This window comes from Spirosoma aerophilum, assembly GCF_054782495.1.
The window spans coordinates 1,202,250-1,221,225 of record NZ_BAAGSJ010000013.1 but is presented as its reverse complement, the minus strand read 5'-3'; the positions used below and the strand labels follow the sequence as shown (position 1 = coordinate 1,221,225).

At 50.4% G+C, this 18,976-nt stretch carries 11 protein-coding genes; 4 read left to right on the top strand and 7 right to left on the bottom strand.

Translation table 11 applies throughout. The annotated features are described in order from the left end of the window. Window positions 1–63: 63 nt before the first annotated feature. Window positions 64–2,178, bottom strand: a complete 2,115-nt coding sequence (locus ACYVK4_RS16520; RefSeq protein ID WP_461128623.1) for a TonB-dependent receptor — start codon at window positions 2,176–2,178, stop codon at window positions 64–66. A 133-nt stretch (window positions 2,179–2,311) separates the two neighbouring features. Further along, window positions 2,312–3,409 carry an L-dopachrome tautomerase-related protein gene (locus tag ACYVK4_RS16515; protein ID WP_461128622.1) on the bottom strand — a complete coding sequence of 366 codons (1,098 nt, stop codon included), beginning with the start codon at window positions 3,407–3,409 and terminating at the stop codon, window positions 2,312–2,314. A 251-nt stretch (window positions 3,410–3,660) separates the two neighbouring features. Here ACYVK4_RS16515 and ACYVK4_RS16510 point away from each other — a divergent pair, with 251 nt between their 5' ends. Next, window positions 3,661–5,136, top strand: a complete 1,476-nt coding sequence (locus tag ACYVK4_RS16510) for a DEAD/DEAH box helicase (RefSeq protein ID WP_461129609.1) — start codon at window positions 3,661–3,663, stop codon at window positions 5,134–5,136. Between the two features lie 91 nt (window positions 5,137–5,227). Beyond that, on the top strand, window positions 5,228–6,337 hold the full coding sequence (locus ACYVK4_RS16505) for a Gfo/Idh/MocA family protein (RefSeq protein WP_461128621.1): 1,110 nt from the start codon (window positions 5,228–5,230) through the stop codon (window positions 6,335–6,337). A gap of 97 nt (window positions 6,338–6,434) precedes the next feature. Here the strand turns inward: ACYVK4_RS16505 and ACYVK4_RS16500 are convergent, their stop codons facing one another. From ACYVK4_RS16500 to ACYVK4_RS16485, 4 genes are all read right to left on the bottom strand, one after another. Beyond that, window positions 6,435–8,117 (bottom strand): RagB/SusD family nutrient uptake outer membrane protein, encoded by a 1,683-nt coding sequence (locus ACYVK4_RS16500; RefSeq protein ID WP_461128620.1) that lies wholly within the window; start codon window positions 8,115–8,117, stop codon window positions 6,435–6,437. Between the two features lie 94 nt (window positions 8,118–8,211). Then, window positions 8,212–11,463, bottom strand: a complete 3,252-nt coding sequence (locus tag ACYVK4_RS16495) for a SusC/RagA family TonB-linked outer membrane protein (RefSeq protein ID WP_461128619.1) — start codon at window positions 11,461–11,463, stop codon at window positions 8,212–8,214. A 545-nt stretch (window positions 11,464–12,008) separates the two neighbouring features. Beyond that, a complete protein-coding gene (locus ACYVK4_RS16490; RefSeq protein WP_461128618.1) occupies window positions 12,009–12,404 on the bottom strand; it encodes a hypothetical protein in 396 nt (131 codons plus the stop codon). Between the two features lie 127 nt (window positions 12,405–12,531). Further along, a complete protein-coding gene (locus ACYVK4_RS16485) occupies window positions 12,532–13,278 on the bottom strand; it encodes a hypothetical protein (RefSeq protein ID WP_461128617.1) in 747 nt (248 codons plus the stop codon). Window positions 13,279–13,441: 163 nt separating this feature from the next. Here ACYVK4_RS16485 and ACYVK4_RS16480 point away from each other — a divergent pair, with 163 nt between their 5' ends. Together ACYVK4_RS16480 and ACYVK4_RS16475 are read left to right on the top strand one after the other, a co-directional pair. After that, the gene (locus ACYVK4_RS16480) at window positions 13,442–16,516 is read left to right on the top strand and encodes an amidohydrolase family protein (protein ID WP_461128616.1); all 3,075 of its coding nucleotides are present in this window, start codon (window positions 13,442–13,444) and stop codon (window positions 16,514–16,516) included. A 92-nt stretch (window positions 16,517–16,608) separates the two neighbouring features. Continuing rightward, entirely contained in the window at window positions 16,609–17,910 is a 1,302-nt protein-coding gene (locus ACYVK4_RS16475; protein ID WP_461128615.1) for an amidohydrolase family protein, read from the top strand. 137 nt (window positions 17,911–18,047) lie between these two features. Here ACYVK4_RS16475 and ACYVK4_RS16470 read toward each other — a convergent pair whose 3' ends face one another. Then, window positions 18,048–18,968, bottom strand: a complete 921-nt coding sequence (locus tag ACYVK4_RS16470) for a helix-turn-helix domain-containing protein (RefSeq protein WP_461128614.1) — start codon at window positions 18,966–18,968, stop codon at window positions 18,048–18,050. Window positions 18,969–18,976: the final 8 nt, after the last annotated feature.

The window sequence follows — 18,976 nt, the reverse complement described above, 5'->3', positions numbered from 1 at the left end:
GTGATAAGTGAAGAATAGATCGTATGTATTCTTCACTTATCACGCTTCATTCGTCACTCCTCATTACCATTTTACCTGTAACCGAACGCCACCCACTCCGTTTCTGGCGGGGGCTGCGTTGTAAAAGCGGTTACCAACGGCGTTCAGGTCATAACCCAAAGAGTAGGTTCGGTTCAGCAGATTGTCGCCACTGGCATACACGTCGATTAACCAGTTTTTGCCGAGGCTGTGCCGGAAACCCAGTGTCGCCTGAAGCAACTGCGTGGGGTCCGCCAACACGGTATTGCCATCATTCAGGTAAAAGGGCGACAGAAACTGGTACGTGATGTGGGCATACACCCCCATTTTCGTTTCCGCATCGAAGCCGGTCACATTCGTTGTCGGCGCAACGCCGGGAACCTTATTGTTCGACAGATCTGTGTTGCCCTGTTTGTAATCTTTAAATTGATATTGGGTTAGCGTCAGGCTGTTCCACAGGCGTAACAGGGTGAATACACTCGTTGGTGAGGTGTAATAGGAACTGGGGAGGAAATCGTAACTCACCTGCGCTTCCAGCCCCCGCTGGTCGGTGCGACCTGCGTTGACGAAGAACTCCGCACCCGCTGCGTCAGACCGTCGGACAATTGTTTCGGTTAACCGGAACTGATACACGGCTATATCAAACCGCAACTGGCTTTTGAACGCTGATCCGCGCAGGCCAACTTCATAACTCGTTCCTCGTTCCGGGTTAAGTGTCGTGTTGAAACCACCCGCCGAGGGGCGGACTTCCTGTGTTGATGGGGCCGAATAGCCGGTGCTGATGCTGGCAAAGGCCGACACGTTCTGGCCGAAAGTGCGGAGTAACGCAACCCGGGGTAACCAGACCGGGGTGAAATCTCTGGCCAACGGGATAGCCGGTGCTCCTCCGGCCGCCCGCGTCGAAAAGCGGGTGAAGCCATACCGGACATCATTGCGACTCAAGCCCGCTGTCAGCCGGATGCGGGCGGGCAATTCGGTTTCTGACTGCAGGAAAACCGTCGACTGGCGGGCAACAAGTTCTTCATCCGTTTGGATCGTATCGGCAATACCACCCCGGTTGCCGAAATTGCGGACGATGGTAAAGTTTCGGAGGTATTCGGCACCAACCGTAAATACCGTTGGGAGAGGTCCATTCGGGAAACGAATCTGCGTCACTGTCCGGCCGCCAATACCCTGATCGGTCCGTTTCTCGTAGTTGGTAATGAACGGGTTCGCAAAATCGGTGGTCGAGCCGTATATAACGGTTGTATTCTGAATCCGGTCGTTCCAACGGTATTCGTGCGAAAAGCCCAGATAGCCGACTTTCTGATAGATGCCCGCCTGTTGGGCAGCACTGCTGGGCAGGGTGGCGGTTGCTAAACGGGATGACCGAGGGTTGGCACGGAACTGAGCCTCGTTGAGCCCTCCCGGTGTTTGGTAATGGAGGTCGGAATATAACCCCAGTACGGAAATGGTTCGTTTGGGACTGACGTTAAACGAACCGACCAGGCTCAGATTATCGCGTACCACAGCACTCTGGTCACGGTATCCGTCGGATTGTAAATGATTGTAATTGACCGAGATTGCCGAATTGTTTTTGCCCGTCTGAACGGAAATGCCATTGCCATACAGACCGTAGCTGCCCCCGAGTGCCGACAACTCGACACTTGTTTTCCCCGCCGGAACGCCCAGGCCACTGAACAGAATGGTACCACCGGTTCCCGCTCCATATAAACTACCGGAGGGGCCTTTTATTACTTCAATTCGTCCCAATGCCCGCACATCGAGAGCGTTGAGGGGGGTGTTGCCGCCCGCATCGGTCAGCGGCAGTTCGTTCCAGTAGGTTTTGATGTTTCGTACCCCAAACGGCGACCGGATGGCACTTCCCCGAATAGACAACCGGTAACTCCCCGGCGACCGTTCATCGGCCCGAACGCCCGGTAACGTGTTGAGCGCCGGAACCAGCGTGGGGGTACCAAACCGCTGGTTTAAGTCCCGGCGGGAAAGCAGCCCGATGGATGCCGGTGTCTCCAGCAACCGGCGGTTCGTGGCGTAACCGCGCACAACGACTTCGTTGAGTTGAAGGGTGTCCTCCAGGGAAGGAGATGTGCTTTGGGCGTGAAGATGTGCCGGAAAAACAATACAGGCAAAAAGACTGACAACAAGTAAACGATGAGGCATGTGGTTTTGACGAATTCGCGTAAAATTACAACCTTAGGATTGAGAATGGCGTGGATGGAGGAAGTATTAATTCAGATACGAGACTATTCTTTAAGCAGGAGATAATCGTTTACTGGATGAGCCGACGATTGTCTCATTTTGGCAACTTCACCCGATATAGCCGGAAGGGATAATCAACTTTATCCGCACCGTCATTATACCGTTTAGTGCGGTGTATCTGGGCGGCAGTGACGTACAGATAGCCATCCGAGCCAATACCAAAACTGTCGGGCCAAAGGAGCCGGTCGTCCTGAACAAGTGTTTTGAGGTGGCGGTCGGGTGTGAGGTAGCGGATGGCTTTATCGGGCGAATCGGTCAGGTAGATGTTGCCCGTTTTATCGGCAATCATACCGTGCGAAACACCCGTTTCACCCATATTTTCCACATGGGAACTGATGTCTGCCGGCGACAACGCGCTATCAATGAGGTACTTTGTTTCAATTCGGTACAATAGGGTCTGGGTAATGGGCCTGAAATAGAGGTAAGTATAGTCGTGGGTCAGGGCTATGCCATTGACGTTGCTTCGGAAAGGATTGCCCCGGCTGTCGCGAACCGCTTTGCCGTCGATGGTCAGGACAAAGTTCGGGTCTGCTTTGGTCGATTTATCGTTTTCCAGAACCGTCCGGCTTTTGCCGGTTGCCAGGTCGAGTACCACAATAGCGGCCCGTCCGGGGTCGGATAGGTACGCAACGTGCCGTTGCGCATCGACTTGTACATCGTTCAGGCCGGTGCGTTCGCGGGGTAAATCCTCGAAGCGGTAGATTTTCTCTACCTGATTCGTAGCCAGGTTAATTTTAACAAGCTTGATGCCCTGAGGCAGCGCTTTCTGACCCGCCGGGCTGGCCGGGTCGAGTACCCATAAGGCATTGGTCTGATCAACGAAAAGGGCCTGCACATTGATGAACCGCTCCTGGGGCTTCAGCGAATCCCATTGATTCCAAACGGCATTCGGGTAGGGGCGTCGTTCTGTTTTTCCTGAAGTCGTCCGGACAATTTCGGCCAGACCATAATCGTACTGATCCGGGTTTTTGGGGAATGTTACGAAGATTCGGTTCTGTCCTGAAACGGCCAGACCAATAGGTTGGTGCCTGCCAAACTCGGCTACCGTTTCCAGCCTGGCAGTGGGATTCTGCTGCCCCTTCGCCAGCAGTTGAATCATGAGGAAAAGAGAAGCCAGAATGGTTGATCGCATAAGGTATCAGGTAGGAGTGCGTTGGTGCACTTATAACGACTCCCGGAGGAACGAGTTTGTTTCGGGTAGTTATCGTGATAGAAAGGGCTGTCAATGCAGTATTTTTACTGCTAATTCGTTATATTTGTTTCAAATCAAGCGGTTTGCTGGCCAGGACGTTAAGGTCAGCGGTTTTTCACCATCATTCAGCTGTTACCTTGACATTTCAGGAATTTAATCTTCACGACGACCTGCTGGCCGGCGTGGACGCCATGAATTACTTAAAAGCCACTCCTGTTCAGGAAATGGCCATCCCCGTCATTCTGGCCGGAAAAGATCTCATCGCCAGTGCCCAGACCGGCACCGGCAAAACGGCGGCTTACCTCATTCCGCTCCTCGACAAAATCTCCCATACCGATCACGACCATACCAGTACCCTCATTCTGGTGCCAACGCGTGAACTGGCCAAGCAGATCGATGAGCAGGTGGAAGGCTTTGGTTATTTTGTTCAGGCCAACAGCATCGCCATCTACGGCGGAGGCAAAGGCGACGATTGGGACAAACAACGGAAAGCCCTCGAAACCGGAGCCGATATCATCATTGCCACCCCCGGACGACTGATTGCGCACATGCAGCTGGGCTATGTCAAATTCGACAAAATTGACTACCTGGTGCTGGATGAGGCCGATAAAATGCTCGATATGGGTTTCTCGGACGATATTATGAACATCGTCGAGAAAATTCCGGCCAAGCGGCAAACGTTGCTTTTCTCAGCAACCATGCCCAATAAAATTCGTGAGTTCTCCAAAAAGCTACTCACCGATCCCGAAGAGATCCGCTTAGCAGTTTCGAAGCCAGCCGCCGGTATCGATCAGCAGTTTTATCTGGCCTTCGATAACCAGAAATTACCTTTACTGGCTCACCTGATCAAAAACAGTACAAAGCCGGTACAGAGCATGGTGTTGTTCACCTCCCGCAAATCGGAAGTGAATAGCATTGTTCGGGCGCTGAGCAAACTGGGTTACGATTCCAGAGGTATCAGTTCCGATCTGGAACAGGATGACCGCGAGGTGGTGCTGCGCGACTTCAAAAACAAAGCGTTCCCAATACTCGTTGCGACCGACGTACTCTCCCGGGGAATCGACATCGACAACCTGACACACGTTGTCAACTACGATATCCCGCGTGATGCCGAGGATTATGTCCACCGGATTGGCCGTACCGCAAGGGCTGCCACGACCGGAACGGCCATTACGTTCATTAGCGATCAGGATCAGAACCGAATCGTCAATATCGAAAAGCTCATCGAACGCGAGGTCGATAAACACTCCATTACCGAAGAGTTGGGCATGGGTAAGTCGCCGGTGTTCGATCCAAAACGGTTCAGCGGATTGCGGGGTAAAGGGGGTTCCGGTCGGGGCGGACGCGACGGCGGAAAACGGAGCGATGGCCGCAACGGTCAACGGGACGGCGGTCGTCGTGACGGTCGGCGGGAAGATAATCGGACTGGTTCGGGCGAGCGTAAACCGCGGCCCGAAGGGGGTGTTCAGCCCACCGAAACAACGAGTCCCGTTAATTTGGAAACTACCCCTCGCGTTCAGACGGTCAATGGGGAAAGCCAGCCTGCTGATAAGCCAAAGCGTCGGAAGAAACGTCGGCGGGGTCCGAAGGAGGAAGGGCGTCAAAATGGCGAAGCCAGATCACAGGCGAAACAACCCGCTGAGTCAGCACCTGTTGTCGACAAATAGCATAGTTCTCATAGACGGTTAATCAGGAGCAGGAAGTTTAACTTCCTGCTCTTTTTTTGCTACCTTATGACGGTGTATAAAAAGTAGCTTTATGTCGTCGCTGATCTCCCGCCGAAACTCCCTTCAACTGATTACACGGGCCGTTGGTGGCGCTTTAGTCGCTCCCACGCACCTTCTGGCCCATCAGGGTCCACGCGCGAAAAAACTGGGCATCGCCCTGGTTGGACTGGGTAATTACGCCACCAATCAACTGGCACCGGCACTGCTCGAAAGCCAGAACTGTTATCTGGCTGGCATCGTGACCGGCTCCCCCGACAAAGCCAAAACCTGGGCGGAGAAATATACCATCCCAGCCAGGAACATCTACAATTATCAAACCTTCGATCAAATTCGGAACAACCCTGATATTGATATCATCTACGTCGTTTTACCCAATTTCCTACACGCCGAATTCACCATTCGCGCAGCTCAGGCAGGTAAGCATGTTATTTGTGAAAAGCCAATGGCTATGAATGCCAATGAGGCCCGACAGATGATAAACGCCTGCGAAACAGCGGGCGTGCAACTGTCGGTTGGATACCGGCTCTACTTCGAACCCCACCATCTCGAAATGCGTCGACTGGCTGCGGAGAACACGTTCGGCCATGTCAAAGTGATTGAATCGGGGCTGGGGTTTACGGTACCGGGCCCAAATTCCTGGCGTCTCGACAAAAAGATCGGCGGGGGAGGAGCCATTATGGACTTGGGTATTTATGCCATTCAGGGTGCCCGGCGTACGCTGAATCTTGACCCGATTAGTGTAACGGCACAGGCCTTTACGTTTGATAAGGTTCATTTTAAAGATATACATGAGACGGTTTTCTTTCAGTTTGAATTTCCGGGTGGAACCATCGCGCATTGCAGTACGACCTATTCCTCTTACGTTGACCGGCTTTACGCAACCTGCGAGCGAGGTTGGGTTAAACTCGAAGCGGCCTATAATGCAACGGGTGCTCAAGGGATAACCAGCAAAGGCCCCATGGAGGTGCCGTCGCCCCATTACCAGCAAATCGCTCAGATCGATGCTTTCGCTACGGCCATACAATCGAAAACCAAACCCGAAGCCTCTGGCGAAGAAGGCTGGAAGGATATGAAGATTATCGGGGCTATTCTGCAGGCCGCCGAAACGGGACGTAAAATCCCGATGAATTGGGGAAGTTAAAAAAGCGTGTTTCCGGGGGATACAGTACACGCCATATCTTCAAGACATGGCGTGTACTGTATCCCCCGGAAACACGCTTTTCAGTTTTGCAACAAGATTAGTAATTCGGGTTTTTGGTCACTACACCCGATGTCGATGGATTCAGCACGGCTTCATCGGCTGGCACATCCCAATAATCCATGAAGTTATAATTGATGGTCACATTCTTATTGATCGCGCCAGCGGTTGTAACCAGGGTGTTCCCATAGCTGCCACCCCCGTTTGCTATGTCGTAGGTCCATCCCCACCGACGGTTATCATAATAAGACAAACCCCGGCCAAACAGCGATACCCGCCGTTCCTTAGTCAGCTCTGTCAGGGCTTGCGGCAAGCTCAACCCTGTTCCTTTTACAGCCGCCACGCCGGCACCCTGGTACGTTCGTACAGCATCGACAAAACCCAGTCCCGTTTCCAGGTTACCCAAACGCATGTTGGCTTCGGCCAGCATCAGCGCGTTTTCTTCGTAGCTACCCGCCATGTACACTTCATAAGCGCCTACGTCTTTAGTGCCGTACACATACACACCGGGTTCCCCGTTGCCATTGGCTGTGATGCTGTATCGGGTGGTAAACGTATAGTTATTTTTGTACGTCGTGGCTGTATTGAAATTATTCGTCAGTCGTTTATCGCCTGCGTTGAACGCCTGAATGAACCGTTCGCTGATTTTGAAGGTCGTGGACGTATTAACGCCTGTTGCCAACGAGGCAACCGTACCACCCGACGGTGAAAAGAACGCATTGGAGGCCGTACTGCGACCCGTAAAAACAACGTCCCCTTTCTGGATACCGGCAGTAGCCAGCGTCAGCACACTGGTCCAATCGGCGGCTGTCATAGTTGTGGTCGATGATTTAGCGATTGTTGCAGACGGATTACCATTCACGAACGGCGCCAGTTTATTGACAAGGAGATTGCGGGCCAGCATCGTATTGATATTCCGTTTCCACATGTCGATTGTGGGTACTCCGCCATTGCCAACCTGGTTGAAGGTGGGAATCAATTGCCCGATCACTTCCTGATAATCGGCGGTGTTGGTAATAGCCGTCAGGGTTGTGGCTGCCAGGTTAAAATAGGTATTCGATTGGTTGATTACCGCATCGTGCAAGACATAGTCGCCATTTGTCACGCCGGATTTGTCTTCAATCAGACCGGCATAATACATAGAACCTATCGACGCGTAAGCATACCCCTTCCACCAATAGGCCCAGGCCTTAATGGTATTGGTTTTACTGGGAGCATCTCCGGTAAACGGAATGGTGCCGACCAGATCAAGAACCTGATTGCAGACATTGTTCAGGGCATACATATTCAGCCATTGGTAATAGAGTGGGTTGTTCCCCGCCCCCGTAGCGGCCCGGCTATTGTACGATCGAATAATGCTCACCTGCGGTGCTGGATTTGTTACCTTGGTGCCGTCGTCCAGGATGATGTAATCAGGTACGCCAATCGTTGTAATCTGGTTGTTGGAGGCATCGGCCCCTACATTATCCGCCATCAGTTCGCTATACCCAATGGGCAGCGAAAAATAGCTGTTTCCCAGCCAGCCGTCGCCGTTCAAAAAGCCATTGATATACACACCGCCCTGCGCAAAGGCAATCAGCCCTGCTTCGGTATTCACGTTGGCCGCAACGGTTGGTGCGTTGGGGTTACCTACGTCCAGTTGTTCCTTACAGGACACCCCGGCCAGCATCAGGGTCGAGAATAGTACCGTGGAGAAAATTTTATTTTTAGAAAGAAGTTTCATCTCAAAAGAAATTAAGTTGTCAGTAGTCAATCGTAAAGCAGTACCTGGTTGACGGTCAGAGAGCGTCATAGACTACGTCTTATAACGTAAGTGATTAGAATCCGAAGTTCAGACCCACCTGATAGGACTTGATGTTCGGTAATGTGCTGTGATCGACACCCCGGTCGAACGAGGAGTTCGATGATCCTGAACTGATTTCCGGATCGTAGCCCGTATACTTCGTAACGGTCAATAGATTGCGGCCCGTGAAAACGATCTGCGCCCGGTTGAAATAGGGGAGTTTGACCACTTTGGCGACGTCGAAGGCCAGCGAAATGTTCCGCAGCCGAAGGAACGAGGCATCTTCTACGAAGAAGTCCTTGGTCGCGTTGTTACCGGCCCCCCGTGTGCTTCCCCAAAGGCCATAATAAGCACCCGCGTAATAGGCGGTGTAAGCCCCAGTCTTGCCATCAATTGTAATCGGCGTGCTGAAATCACCGCTAATCCCATCGCGGTACATCCACTCTTTGGTCTGGTTGTACAGGTGGCTGCCGTAGACCCAGTCGAACTGGAAGTTCAGCGTCAGAAAGTTTTTGAAGCTAATGCCATTGATGAACGATGCGTTGAACTTAGGGTTTGGGTTCATCAGCGGGTAGGTCTCATTGGTGAATTGAGGCTGGTAAGTAGTCTTATCCACAACATATTTGCCGACCATCGTATAGTTGGCCCGGTTGGCATCGGTGATGTATTTTACCCCTTCCTGGTTGGTAAAATCCAGACTGGTTAGGGTTTTGTAGCCATATACCTGGCCAATGGGCTGGCCGGGCGTTAGTACCAGGGCTGTGCTGCCCGCAGCCGAAGTCAGAATAATATCGGCCCCGCCCGAAATGGCGTCTATCTTCGAGATCTGATGCCCAAAGTTGGTTGTGAAATCCCACTTCAGGTTCTTAGAGCTATAAACCGGCAAGGTCAGCGAAAACTGAACCCCGTTCGACGACATATTGATGGCGTTGGTCAACTGCCCCGTCGAGCCTAAGGATGGCGGTACACTCACCGTGTAGATCACATTTTCGCTGGAGCGTTTCCAGTAAGTGAAGGAGCCCGAAACCGAATTCAGCCAGGAACGACCCGCACTGCCTCCCAGGGTAAAATCTGTCCCCGCTTCAAATTCTTTCGAAACCTCCACTTTCAGGTTCGGGTTTTGGGTGGTGGTCGGAACGGTATAGACCAGCCCTGACCCTAAATTACGCTGGCTTAGCACCGGGTAGCGGTCAAAGGCCCCCGGCTGGATACCTGCTTCCCCATAAGCCGCCCGCAGTTTAAAATACGGTAATGTATTCGCCAGACTACTGTTCTTGAAGAAGGTTAGCGGAGCAATGTGCGCATCGAAGTGCGGAAAGGTGAACGGCGTTGAGCCCCCGCCAAACGCCGACGACCAGTCGCTGCGAAAACCCGCCGTTACCCCGCCATAATCCCCAAAATCCACTTTCTGGTTAATCAGATAGCCGTAGGTAATGAAGGGCGTTACGTTATCGTAAGCCACTGCCTGTGAGGAGGTAGCCGCAATATTGAATGGTGGTGCCGTACTCAACCCCAGGCCGTAGGTATCATATTCGCTCGATCGGTTCTTGCGGTAGTCGAATGAAATCTGAGTGCTGGTCTGGATGGGTAGCTTTGAATGGAAATCGTCCTGAAAATCGGTGCGGATAAAGGCCGTACCCAGGAAGTTCTGAAAAGTGTTATTGTACTGAAAGTTGTCGATCTCCCCCTTATTGTCGGGCGCATAGTTACTTGACCAGGAGTTATAATAGTCAGAGGTGGTGTTCTGCGTCTGATTATAATAAGTCCAGCGGGCGGTTTCGTTGCGGTAATTGATGCCGTATTTGGCATCGAGTTCCACGAACTTGTTGATCTTGTAATTGGCGTTGAAATTCTGAAGTACATCAATTTTATTGTTGACCCCATCCGTATAAGCTGCCTGATAGTACGGGTTTCCGGCGTTGATACTCAGGAAATCGGCAGTCGGGTAAACCGGGTAGGTGCCATCGGCCAACCGGCGTGTCAGATCAAAGAAGGGGGAGGTGTTCAGAAAGCTGTAAACCGATCCTACACTGCCATTACCCGTTCCGAAATTAGCGCCAAGCCCCGGCTTAAGGGTATTTTTAGTGTACACCAACTGCGTGGTCGAACGGATGGTGAACCCCCGGAATAGCTCCGTACCAATATTAGCCGACAGGTTGCTGCGGTCAACATAGCCGTTATTCTTAGTCATGATAGGCGATGTAGTATGGTTGTTCGATGCAGCAATGTTGAAGTCAGCTTTTTCCGAAGCTCCCGATATGTTGATGTTGTTATTTACCGTACTACCCGTTTGAAATACCTGTTTAAAGTGATCGTAGTATTTCAGGTTGGCATTGTAGGGCTTATCGGCTACGTTCCGGATATCCTGAATGGCATACCGGGTGGCACCGCCATACTGGTACGAAATTCCCTCGATGGCCCCGTACTGTGTATAGTCGAGTGGTTGCCCGGTTGTTACATTGATGATGTTGTTATTGGCGTCTGTCAGATACGGGTGTAAGTCGGCTTTGTGAACGTTACCCGTGTTTAGAAATTGGTTAGCCGAATAACTGGAGGAGAAGTTAATGGCTGTTCGCCCTTTCTTACCTTTTTTGGTAAAGACCTGAATAACACCGTTGGCACCCTGCGCCCCGTAGATAGACGCCGAAGCGGCTCCCTGGACAACCTCAACCCGGTCGACGTTGCTCAGATCGAGGGAGTTAATGTCGGTGGAAGCCACCTGCACGCCATCTACCATAATAAGCGGCTTAGTGCCACCCTGCACGCTGTTGATACCGCGAAGGAGAATATTGACCGGATCGCCGGGGTTACCGCTGACGGAGGAAATCTGAGCCCCCGGAATTTTACCAACGAGTGCCTGATCGATAGAGGCTGTAGGTGTCTGGGGCAGATCTTTCGCCGAAACACTTTCAACGGCAATTCCCAGCTTGGCCTTGCTGGTGGCTACCCCGCTACCGGTAACGACCACTTCAGTCAGCAAGCGGGAGTCGGATACCATGCTCACATTTAATTCGGACTGGTTTCCAATGGGGATTTCCTGTGTGGCCACGCCAACGAAACTAAAGACAAGCGTGGTTCCCTTTGTGGCTGGAACCGAGATGTCGAAAATACCCCCGGCATCGGTTGATGTCCCCTTTGTTGTGCCTTTCAAAACGACCGAAACACCGGGCAGGGGAGACCCGTCTTCTGCTGATGTTACTTTACCAATTATACGGCGATCCTGCGCAAAGGCAGTCAGGCTTAGAGACCATACAAAAAGTATGCTCAGGCATATAAATTTTCTCATAAGTTGTTTGTGTTAGGTTAAGAAAACATGTTTCTTTCCATAAAACTACGATACGAGAAAATCATAAAAAATTTATGGCTAGAAGCTGAAATGGCAAATTATAATTTTAATTATTGACAATATAGAAGAATAATATTCTTTTGTGAAAAAATCATATTTTGTCAAAATGAGATTTTTAACCAAATTTTAAATATGATTTTTAATATAATTTACACAAGAGTAAAAATCTTATGTTTCATTAATTGATCTAGGTATTTATTCATGCGTACTTCCTGACGTAAATTTTTTAACTATACATAACATTACTTTTACGTAGATAAGGCTTGTCCGTTTAATAAATATTCTATAAGTAATCCTTTAGCCGGAATAAATTTTGGCTTTACCTAAGTGGATCATGATATTGTTCCGGCAATTGATTAGTTAACCTTGTATAAGGAAATAGAACCAGTTTAAGCACCTAACGGTAAGTGAAGTCTGTATAGAAAGTGAAAAAGTACCCTAATTTGCATATTTGCGTCTCATTGGTATTGTAGTAGCGTACCCCGTTAAAACACTTCGCCTAAATTGAAGAACAGCCCACTTGACCCATCGAAGCCGAAACCATAATCGATGGATAGGTTGGTCCGGGGCACTTTATTCATTTTAATGGGCAACCCTGTTCCTATGGCCGGGACAACCTTCTCAAACTGGCCGTTGCTTTGCTCACTTACAGTTTGGGCATTGGCAAACACGACCCCGCCCAGCAGTCGATTGGTCGTCAGATGAAAACGGTATTCCGTTTCAGTATATAATAGATTTTTGCCCCGGAAACGACTTTGTATGAATCCTCTGCCCACATTCTTCGTATTATCCCGACCGGTGCTCGGTAAATCCAGAAAGGGAGGGTTCCCACTTAATGTGAAGGCATTATAGGACCAGAAAGCGAGTATGTTATCTGACAAAAAAGGCTGGCTATTTGTAGCGATCAAGCAACAAAAGCCAGCCCTTCTAGTAACCAATTATTAGTCAAAAGTAGTGAATATTTTTGCTTGAGAGTTTTAGAGTTAGTACAAAGTGATCAGTGTCGGTTTATAAGGTATTGTAATACAGAAATACCATGGCAAGTCCCTCCCGGGTTTTTAGTTCTGGTTTCTTGTTTTTTAGAAATAAGTCAACCGGTTCTTTTTTATCAGCCATTAGTTCAAGAATACTTTTTCGGCCCGGCGAAAATTTTACCAGCTGATTACCCCGGAGGGCATACCAGTCCATTTTCTTTAGTAGCTCATCATCTTTATGGCCGGTATTCATAGCTACATTAAAATTACTTTTTTGAAGATGTACAGATGGGTGGAGGAGCAGCCCCAGTTTTCCCGCTACGACTTGTTCAAGAAAACCATTTTTTGGCCGCTCGTCCGATTGAAATTCCTGTACATTAATATACCGACTAACTGAGCTATAGGCATTATTCATGTCGAAATAGCGAATGTCGGGGGCCTTGATTGCTTTTATATCGGTTGCGCCCGCTCGTACCTCCAGCTCATTTGCCAGCAGATCGAGTCGAATTGGCACACCGGCTAGGGAGTCAACTTTTAGGGAGACGCCTAATTTGTGGTAAAATTTCACATTTCCTGCCTGCCAGGCTGTATCCAGATAAGGACTGCCCAGTAATGTACCTGCCGGCCCTTTAATTGTGAAAAGGGTTGCGCTGTTTGAGATATTCAGATTATTGAAATTGATTCGATCCCGGGTAGTCTGATTCATCAGCTCCGACTGCTCCTGAGAGAATACGGGAAGACTTGATAAAAGCAGGCAGACATAAATAAGAATTAAGCGCATAGCTAACGGATAGTTTTGTTTTCCAAAGTACAGGTTTTTCATTTAATATCCCTATTTTAAGGACGTAGGTTGCAAAATATTATTTGGGATAAATGCCTTAAAGCGGCTTTATTTTTTGTATTTTTGGGCCTTAACCCTACTTATCATCCAATCAACAAAATTCATGACAAAACATTATTTGACAGCACTTTTGGCGGCTGGTCTGGCTTATTCTGCTGTAGCTCAGACGACCTTCCCGCGAAATGGTGTCTATGATGAGCGACCTGGTCTGTATGCATTTACCAATGCAACGATCATCGTCGATCCGCAAACTACGCTGAACAATGCAACCTTACTGATTCGCAACGGTCGTGTCGAAGCCGTTGGCACATCGGTAAACTTACCCGCCGGAACTGTCATTTCTGATCTTAAAGGAAAACGAATTTATCCGGGCCTGGTCGATATCGATTCGGATTACGGCATGCCCGAAATGACTCGCGGTGCCGGTGGTGGCCGGGGAGGGGTGCCTCAGTATGAATCCAACAAAAAGGGAGCATACTACTGGAACCAGGCCATCCAGCCCGAAAACGATGCCAGCGTTCTGTTCAAAGCCGATGCGAAAAAAGCCGATGAATTACGTAAGTTAGGCTTTGGGGCTGTGTTGACACACCCCAATGATGGTATTGCCCGGGGAACCGGCGCCCTCGTTATTCTGGCCGACGATCGGGAGAATACGCTGGTGCTCAAACCCAATGCCACGGCCCACTATTCATTCAGCAAGGGTAGCTCTGGCCAGCAGTACCCAAACTCCATGATGGGAATTGTGGCCCTGCTGCGTCAGGCATTCTACGATGCCGACTGGTATAAGCGGTCGGGAAATAAAGAGCAGGCTAACCTGTCGCTGGAGGCCCTGACCCGGAACCAGAGCCTGCCCGCTATTTTCGACGCCAATGACAAACTGGGTATCCTGCGGGCCGATAAAATTGGGGATGAGTTCGGTGTTCAGTACATCATTCGTAGCTCAGGCGATGAGTACCAGCGGATCGATGAAGTGAAAGCAACTGGTGCCTCGCTGATCGTTCCAATCAATTACCCACAGCCCTATGATGTGGAAGATGCCTGGGATGCCGACAATGTAGCCCTTGCCGAACTGAAACACTGGGAAATGGCACCCATGAATGCCGGTCGGCTGGCAAAAGCCAACATCCCGTTTGCCCTGACAACCGCCGGACTTCGCAACAAAGCTGATTTCTGGGCCAATCTGCGCAAAGCCATTGAGAATGGGCTAAGCGAACAAACGGCCCTTGAAGCACTGACGACCATTCCGGCCCGGTTGATTAAGGCCGATGACCAGATTGGAACGCTGAAGAAAGGTCATTTAGCCAACTTCATTATCACCTCGGGAAACCTGTTCAGCGCCGATAATGTGATTTTTGAAAACTGGATGCGGGGTAAGCAGTATATCGTCAATAACAAAGACGCGGGCGATCTGCGTGGTGTCTGGAACCTGACCGTGGGTTCGCAGTCGAATCTTAAGCTGAACATTACGGGTAAATCGCCCGATAAGCCAGAGTACCAGATTGTAGCGGATACCCTTAAGCTGACGCCTAAAGTCTCTTTTTCGGGCGATCTGATCTCGATGCAGGTTCAACTGGACAAAAGAAAACCCGGCACCACCCGCCTGACGGGCTACCGCACGTCGCCAACGAACCTGAAAGGCGATGGACAAACACCGGATGGGAAAGCCATCACCTGGTCGGCGGTTCGTTCGGGCGATGCCCCGGCCTCAACCACAGCTATCAGCTCCACGGCAGCCATTGCCTCCACGACGGCGACGTCACCGGCCAGTTCCACGGCCGCAACAGTCTTGTTTCCCTTTGTTGGGATGGGGAATACGCAAAAGCCCAAAGCAGAAACCGTTCTGATTCGGAATGCAACCGTCTGGACAAATGAAAAAGATGGTGTTTTGACCAATACCGACGTATTTATTACGGGGGGTAAAATATCCAAAGTGGGTAAGGGCCTTACGGCTCCGGCTGATGTAAAGGTGATCGACGGTACGGGCAAACACCTGACCAACGGAATTATCGATGAGCACTCACACATCGCCCTGTTGTCCATCAATGAAGGAGGCCAGTCCAGTTCGGCTGAGGTGCGCATGTCGGATGTTATTAACCCCGACGATATCAATATATATCGTCAGCTGGCGGGGGGCGTTACCACGTCGCAGTTGCTGCATGGTTCGGCCAATGCGATTGGTGGTCAGTCGGCAATTGTGAAACTGAAGTGGGGCGAGTCGGGCGACAATATGCTTATCAAAGGCGCGGATGGCTTTATCAAGTTTGCCCTCGGTGAAAACGTGAAGCAGGCCAATTACCCGAACCCGAATGTGCTAACCCGTTTCCCTCAATCGCGGATGGGTGTTGAGCAGGTGTTCGTTGATCACTTTACCCGGGCTAAAGAATACGCTAAAAGCTGGGATACCTACAACAAGCTTTCTGCCAAGGAAAAAGCCACGGCCCTGGCACCCCGACGGGATATTGAACTCGATGCGCTGGCCGAGATCATGGCCAATAAGCGGTTTATCACCTGTCACTCCTACGTTCAGTCGGAAATCAACATGCTGCTGAAAGTAGCCGATTCGCTGGGCTTCAAAGTGAACACGTTTACGCACATCCTGGAAGGTTACAAGCTGGCGGATAAGATGGCCAAACACGGAGCCGGTGGTTCCTCCTTTGCCGACTGGTGGGCGTATAAAATGGAAGTGCACGACGCTATTCCCTATAATGCCGCGCTGATGCATAATCAGGGGGTGACTGTATCGATCAATTCAGATGATGCCGAAATGGCCCGTCGACTGAACCAGGAAGCCGCCAAAACCATCGAATACGGCGGTATGACCGAAGAAGATGCCTGGAAAATGGTAACCCTCAACCCGGCCAAGCTGCTGCACCTCGACAAACAGCTTGGCAGTATCCGTTCCGGTAAAGACGCCGATCTGGTGTTATGGAATGCGAATCCGCTGGCGATTTATGCCCGCCCTGAAATCACCATGATTGATGGCGCCGTCTATTTCAGTCTGAAAGACGAAGATCAGAAACGCGAGCAGCTACAGGCAGAGCGGGCCCGTATCATTCAGAAGATGCTAACAGCTAAAGCTGGTGGTGCTTCGACCACGCGTCCCCAACCACGCCGGGCTCGTATGTGGCATTGTGAGGATATCGAAGGCGTTATGGCTGAAGGGCAGGAGGGAAAATAAGGTATTGGGTCAGTATTCGATAAATAGGGTACGGCTGCTTTCTTTCGCTGTAAACCAAGTTACGAGTGCTGAAAACCACAACAAGTCGAAACATGAAAAAACTACTAATATCTATATTAACGCTGGCCTCGCTGATGAGCTATGGCCAGAATCCTGCCCCGGCAAGGCCTCAGACGAAGACCATTGCGCTGATGGGCGGAACGGTGCACGTGGGAACGGGACAGGTGATTCCCAACGGGGTCGTGCTGTTCACGAATGGCGTTATCACCAATGTTGTCGACGCCACGCTGGTGAAACTGAACCTGACAGATGTGGAGGTGATCGACGTGTCGGGGAAGCATGTCTATCCGGGCATTATTTCGCCCGCATCGACCGTTGGCTTGCAGGAAACGGGTGCTGTTCGGGCAACTGTCGACAAGCAGGAAATCGGTATCCTGAATCCAAACATTCGGTCGCTCATTGCTTATAACACCGATTCAGAGGTGATACCTACCATTCGGAACAACGGGGTTCTGCTCACGCAGGCCATGCCTCAGGGTGGCACGGTGTCTGGAAGTTCCAGTATTATGATGTCCGACGGCTGGAACTGGGAAGATGCCGTTTTAAAGAAAGATGATGGTATCTGGCTCAACTGGCCCACTTATTTTGCCAACGAGTTCAACCTGGAAGATTTCAGCACCATCGTGCGGAAAAACGAAAAGCGAGGACCCGCCATCGAAGCCCTGCAGGCCACCTTTGCCGATGCCAGAGCCTATGCCGCTCAGCCAACCCACGCCACTATGAACCTCAAGCTTGAGGCCATGCGGGGTTTATTTTCGGGCAAGCAAAATTTGTATATCCGGGCCGACTACGGCAAGGACATCATCGAAGCGGTTACGTTTGCCAAAGCAATGGGTGTGCCGAAGGTGGTGATCGTAGGGGGTGAAGAGGCCAACCGCGTCGTTTCGTTTTTGAAAGAGAACAACATTCCGGTTATCCTCAGTGGTCTGCACCGCCTGCCAAACCGGGAAGATGAAGATGTCGATTTACCGTACCGGATGCCGGGTATCTTGCAAAAAGCCGGGGTGATGGTCAGCCTGAGTTATGCCGACGAGTGGTGGCGGACACGCAACCTGCCGTTTCTGGCAGGCACTGCCGCAGGCTTTGGCGTAACCGACCGGGAAGAAGCGTTAAAGATGGTCACGTCCAATACCGCCAAAATTTTAGGGGTCGATAACCTTATTGGTACCCTGGAAAAAGGCAAACAGGCCACCTTGTTTGTATCGAGGGGCGATGCATTGGATATGCGGACCAACCTGATTGAGCAGGTGTTCATTCAGGGGCGTAAAGTAAACCTCGATGACCGCCATAAACGGTTGTACAAGACCTATAAGGACAAATACGAGCAGAAGTAAGGATTTTAGATAAACAGAAAAACCCTCCTGATTGTAGCTCAACGCTGAATCAGGAGGGTTTTCTGTTTTTATATGAACCTACTTTCGTGTAGCGTTCAGGCCGTAATGTAACGATAAGAAAATAGCTCAGCCACAGCTTAATTGAACGATTGCCTGAACTCCAGGGGCGACACATTCATTTTACTCTTGAAGAGTTTATTGAATGACTGTGGGTATTCGAAACCAAGCTGGTAGGCAATTTCACTAACCGATAACGACGTTGTTGTTAAGCTGTCTTTCGCTTTCTCAATCAGTTTGTTGTGGATGTGCTGCTGCGTGCTTTGCCCGGTCAGTTTCCGGAGCATATCACTTAAGTACGTTGGGGATACATGCAGTTGCTCCGAAATGTACTGAACCGTCGGCAGGCCCAATTCCTGCACGCTTCCCTGATTAAAATAATCGGTAAGCAGCTCTTCCAGGCGAGTCAGAAGATCATGACTTGCCTGTTTTCGGGTTATGAACTGCCGATTGTAGAAACGATTGGCGTAATTGAGCAGCAGGTCCATATGAGAAACGATCACATCCTGGCTGTAGCTGTCGATCACGGACTGATACTCCTGTTTAATATGGTCCATTATGCCCGAAATTAGCGTTTCTTCCTTGTCCGACAGGTGGAGGGCTTCGTGAACTGCGTAGGTAAAAAAGCCGTATTCTTTAATGGTCTTCGCAAGCTGGTAATTTTGAATGAAGTCGGGATGAACGACCAGCCAGCAGCCAGATAAAACCATATCGTCGGGGGTTGCCGCCGATATCACCTGCCCGGGGGAGAAAAACGTCATTACTCCCTCATCGAAGTCATAATAGCTTTGGCCGTATCTCAGTTTCCCCGTAAAGTTCTTCTTGATGGAGATGGAATAGAAATTGTAGATAAAGCTGCTAATGCGCTCGTCGAAATGACAGGCCACATCGCTGAGGTCAATAACGCTCACCAGCGGATGTTCCGGTTTCGGCAGGTGTAAGAGCCGGTGCAATTCAGAAATTGAATTGATGATGTGCGGGGTTGATGCCTCTTTTTTCATGTGCGTAA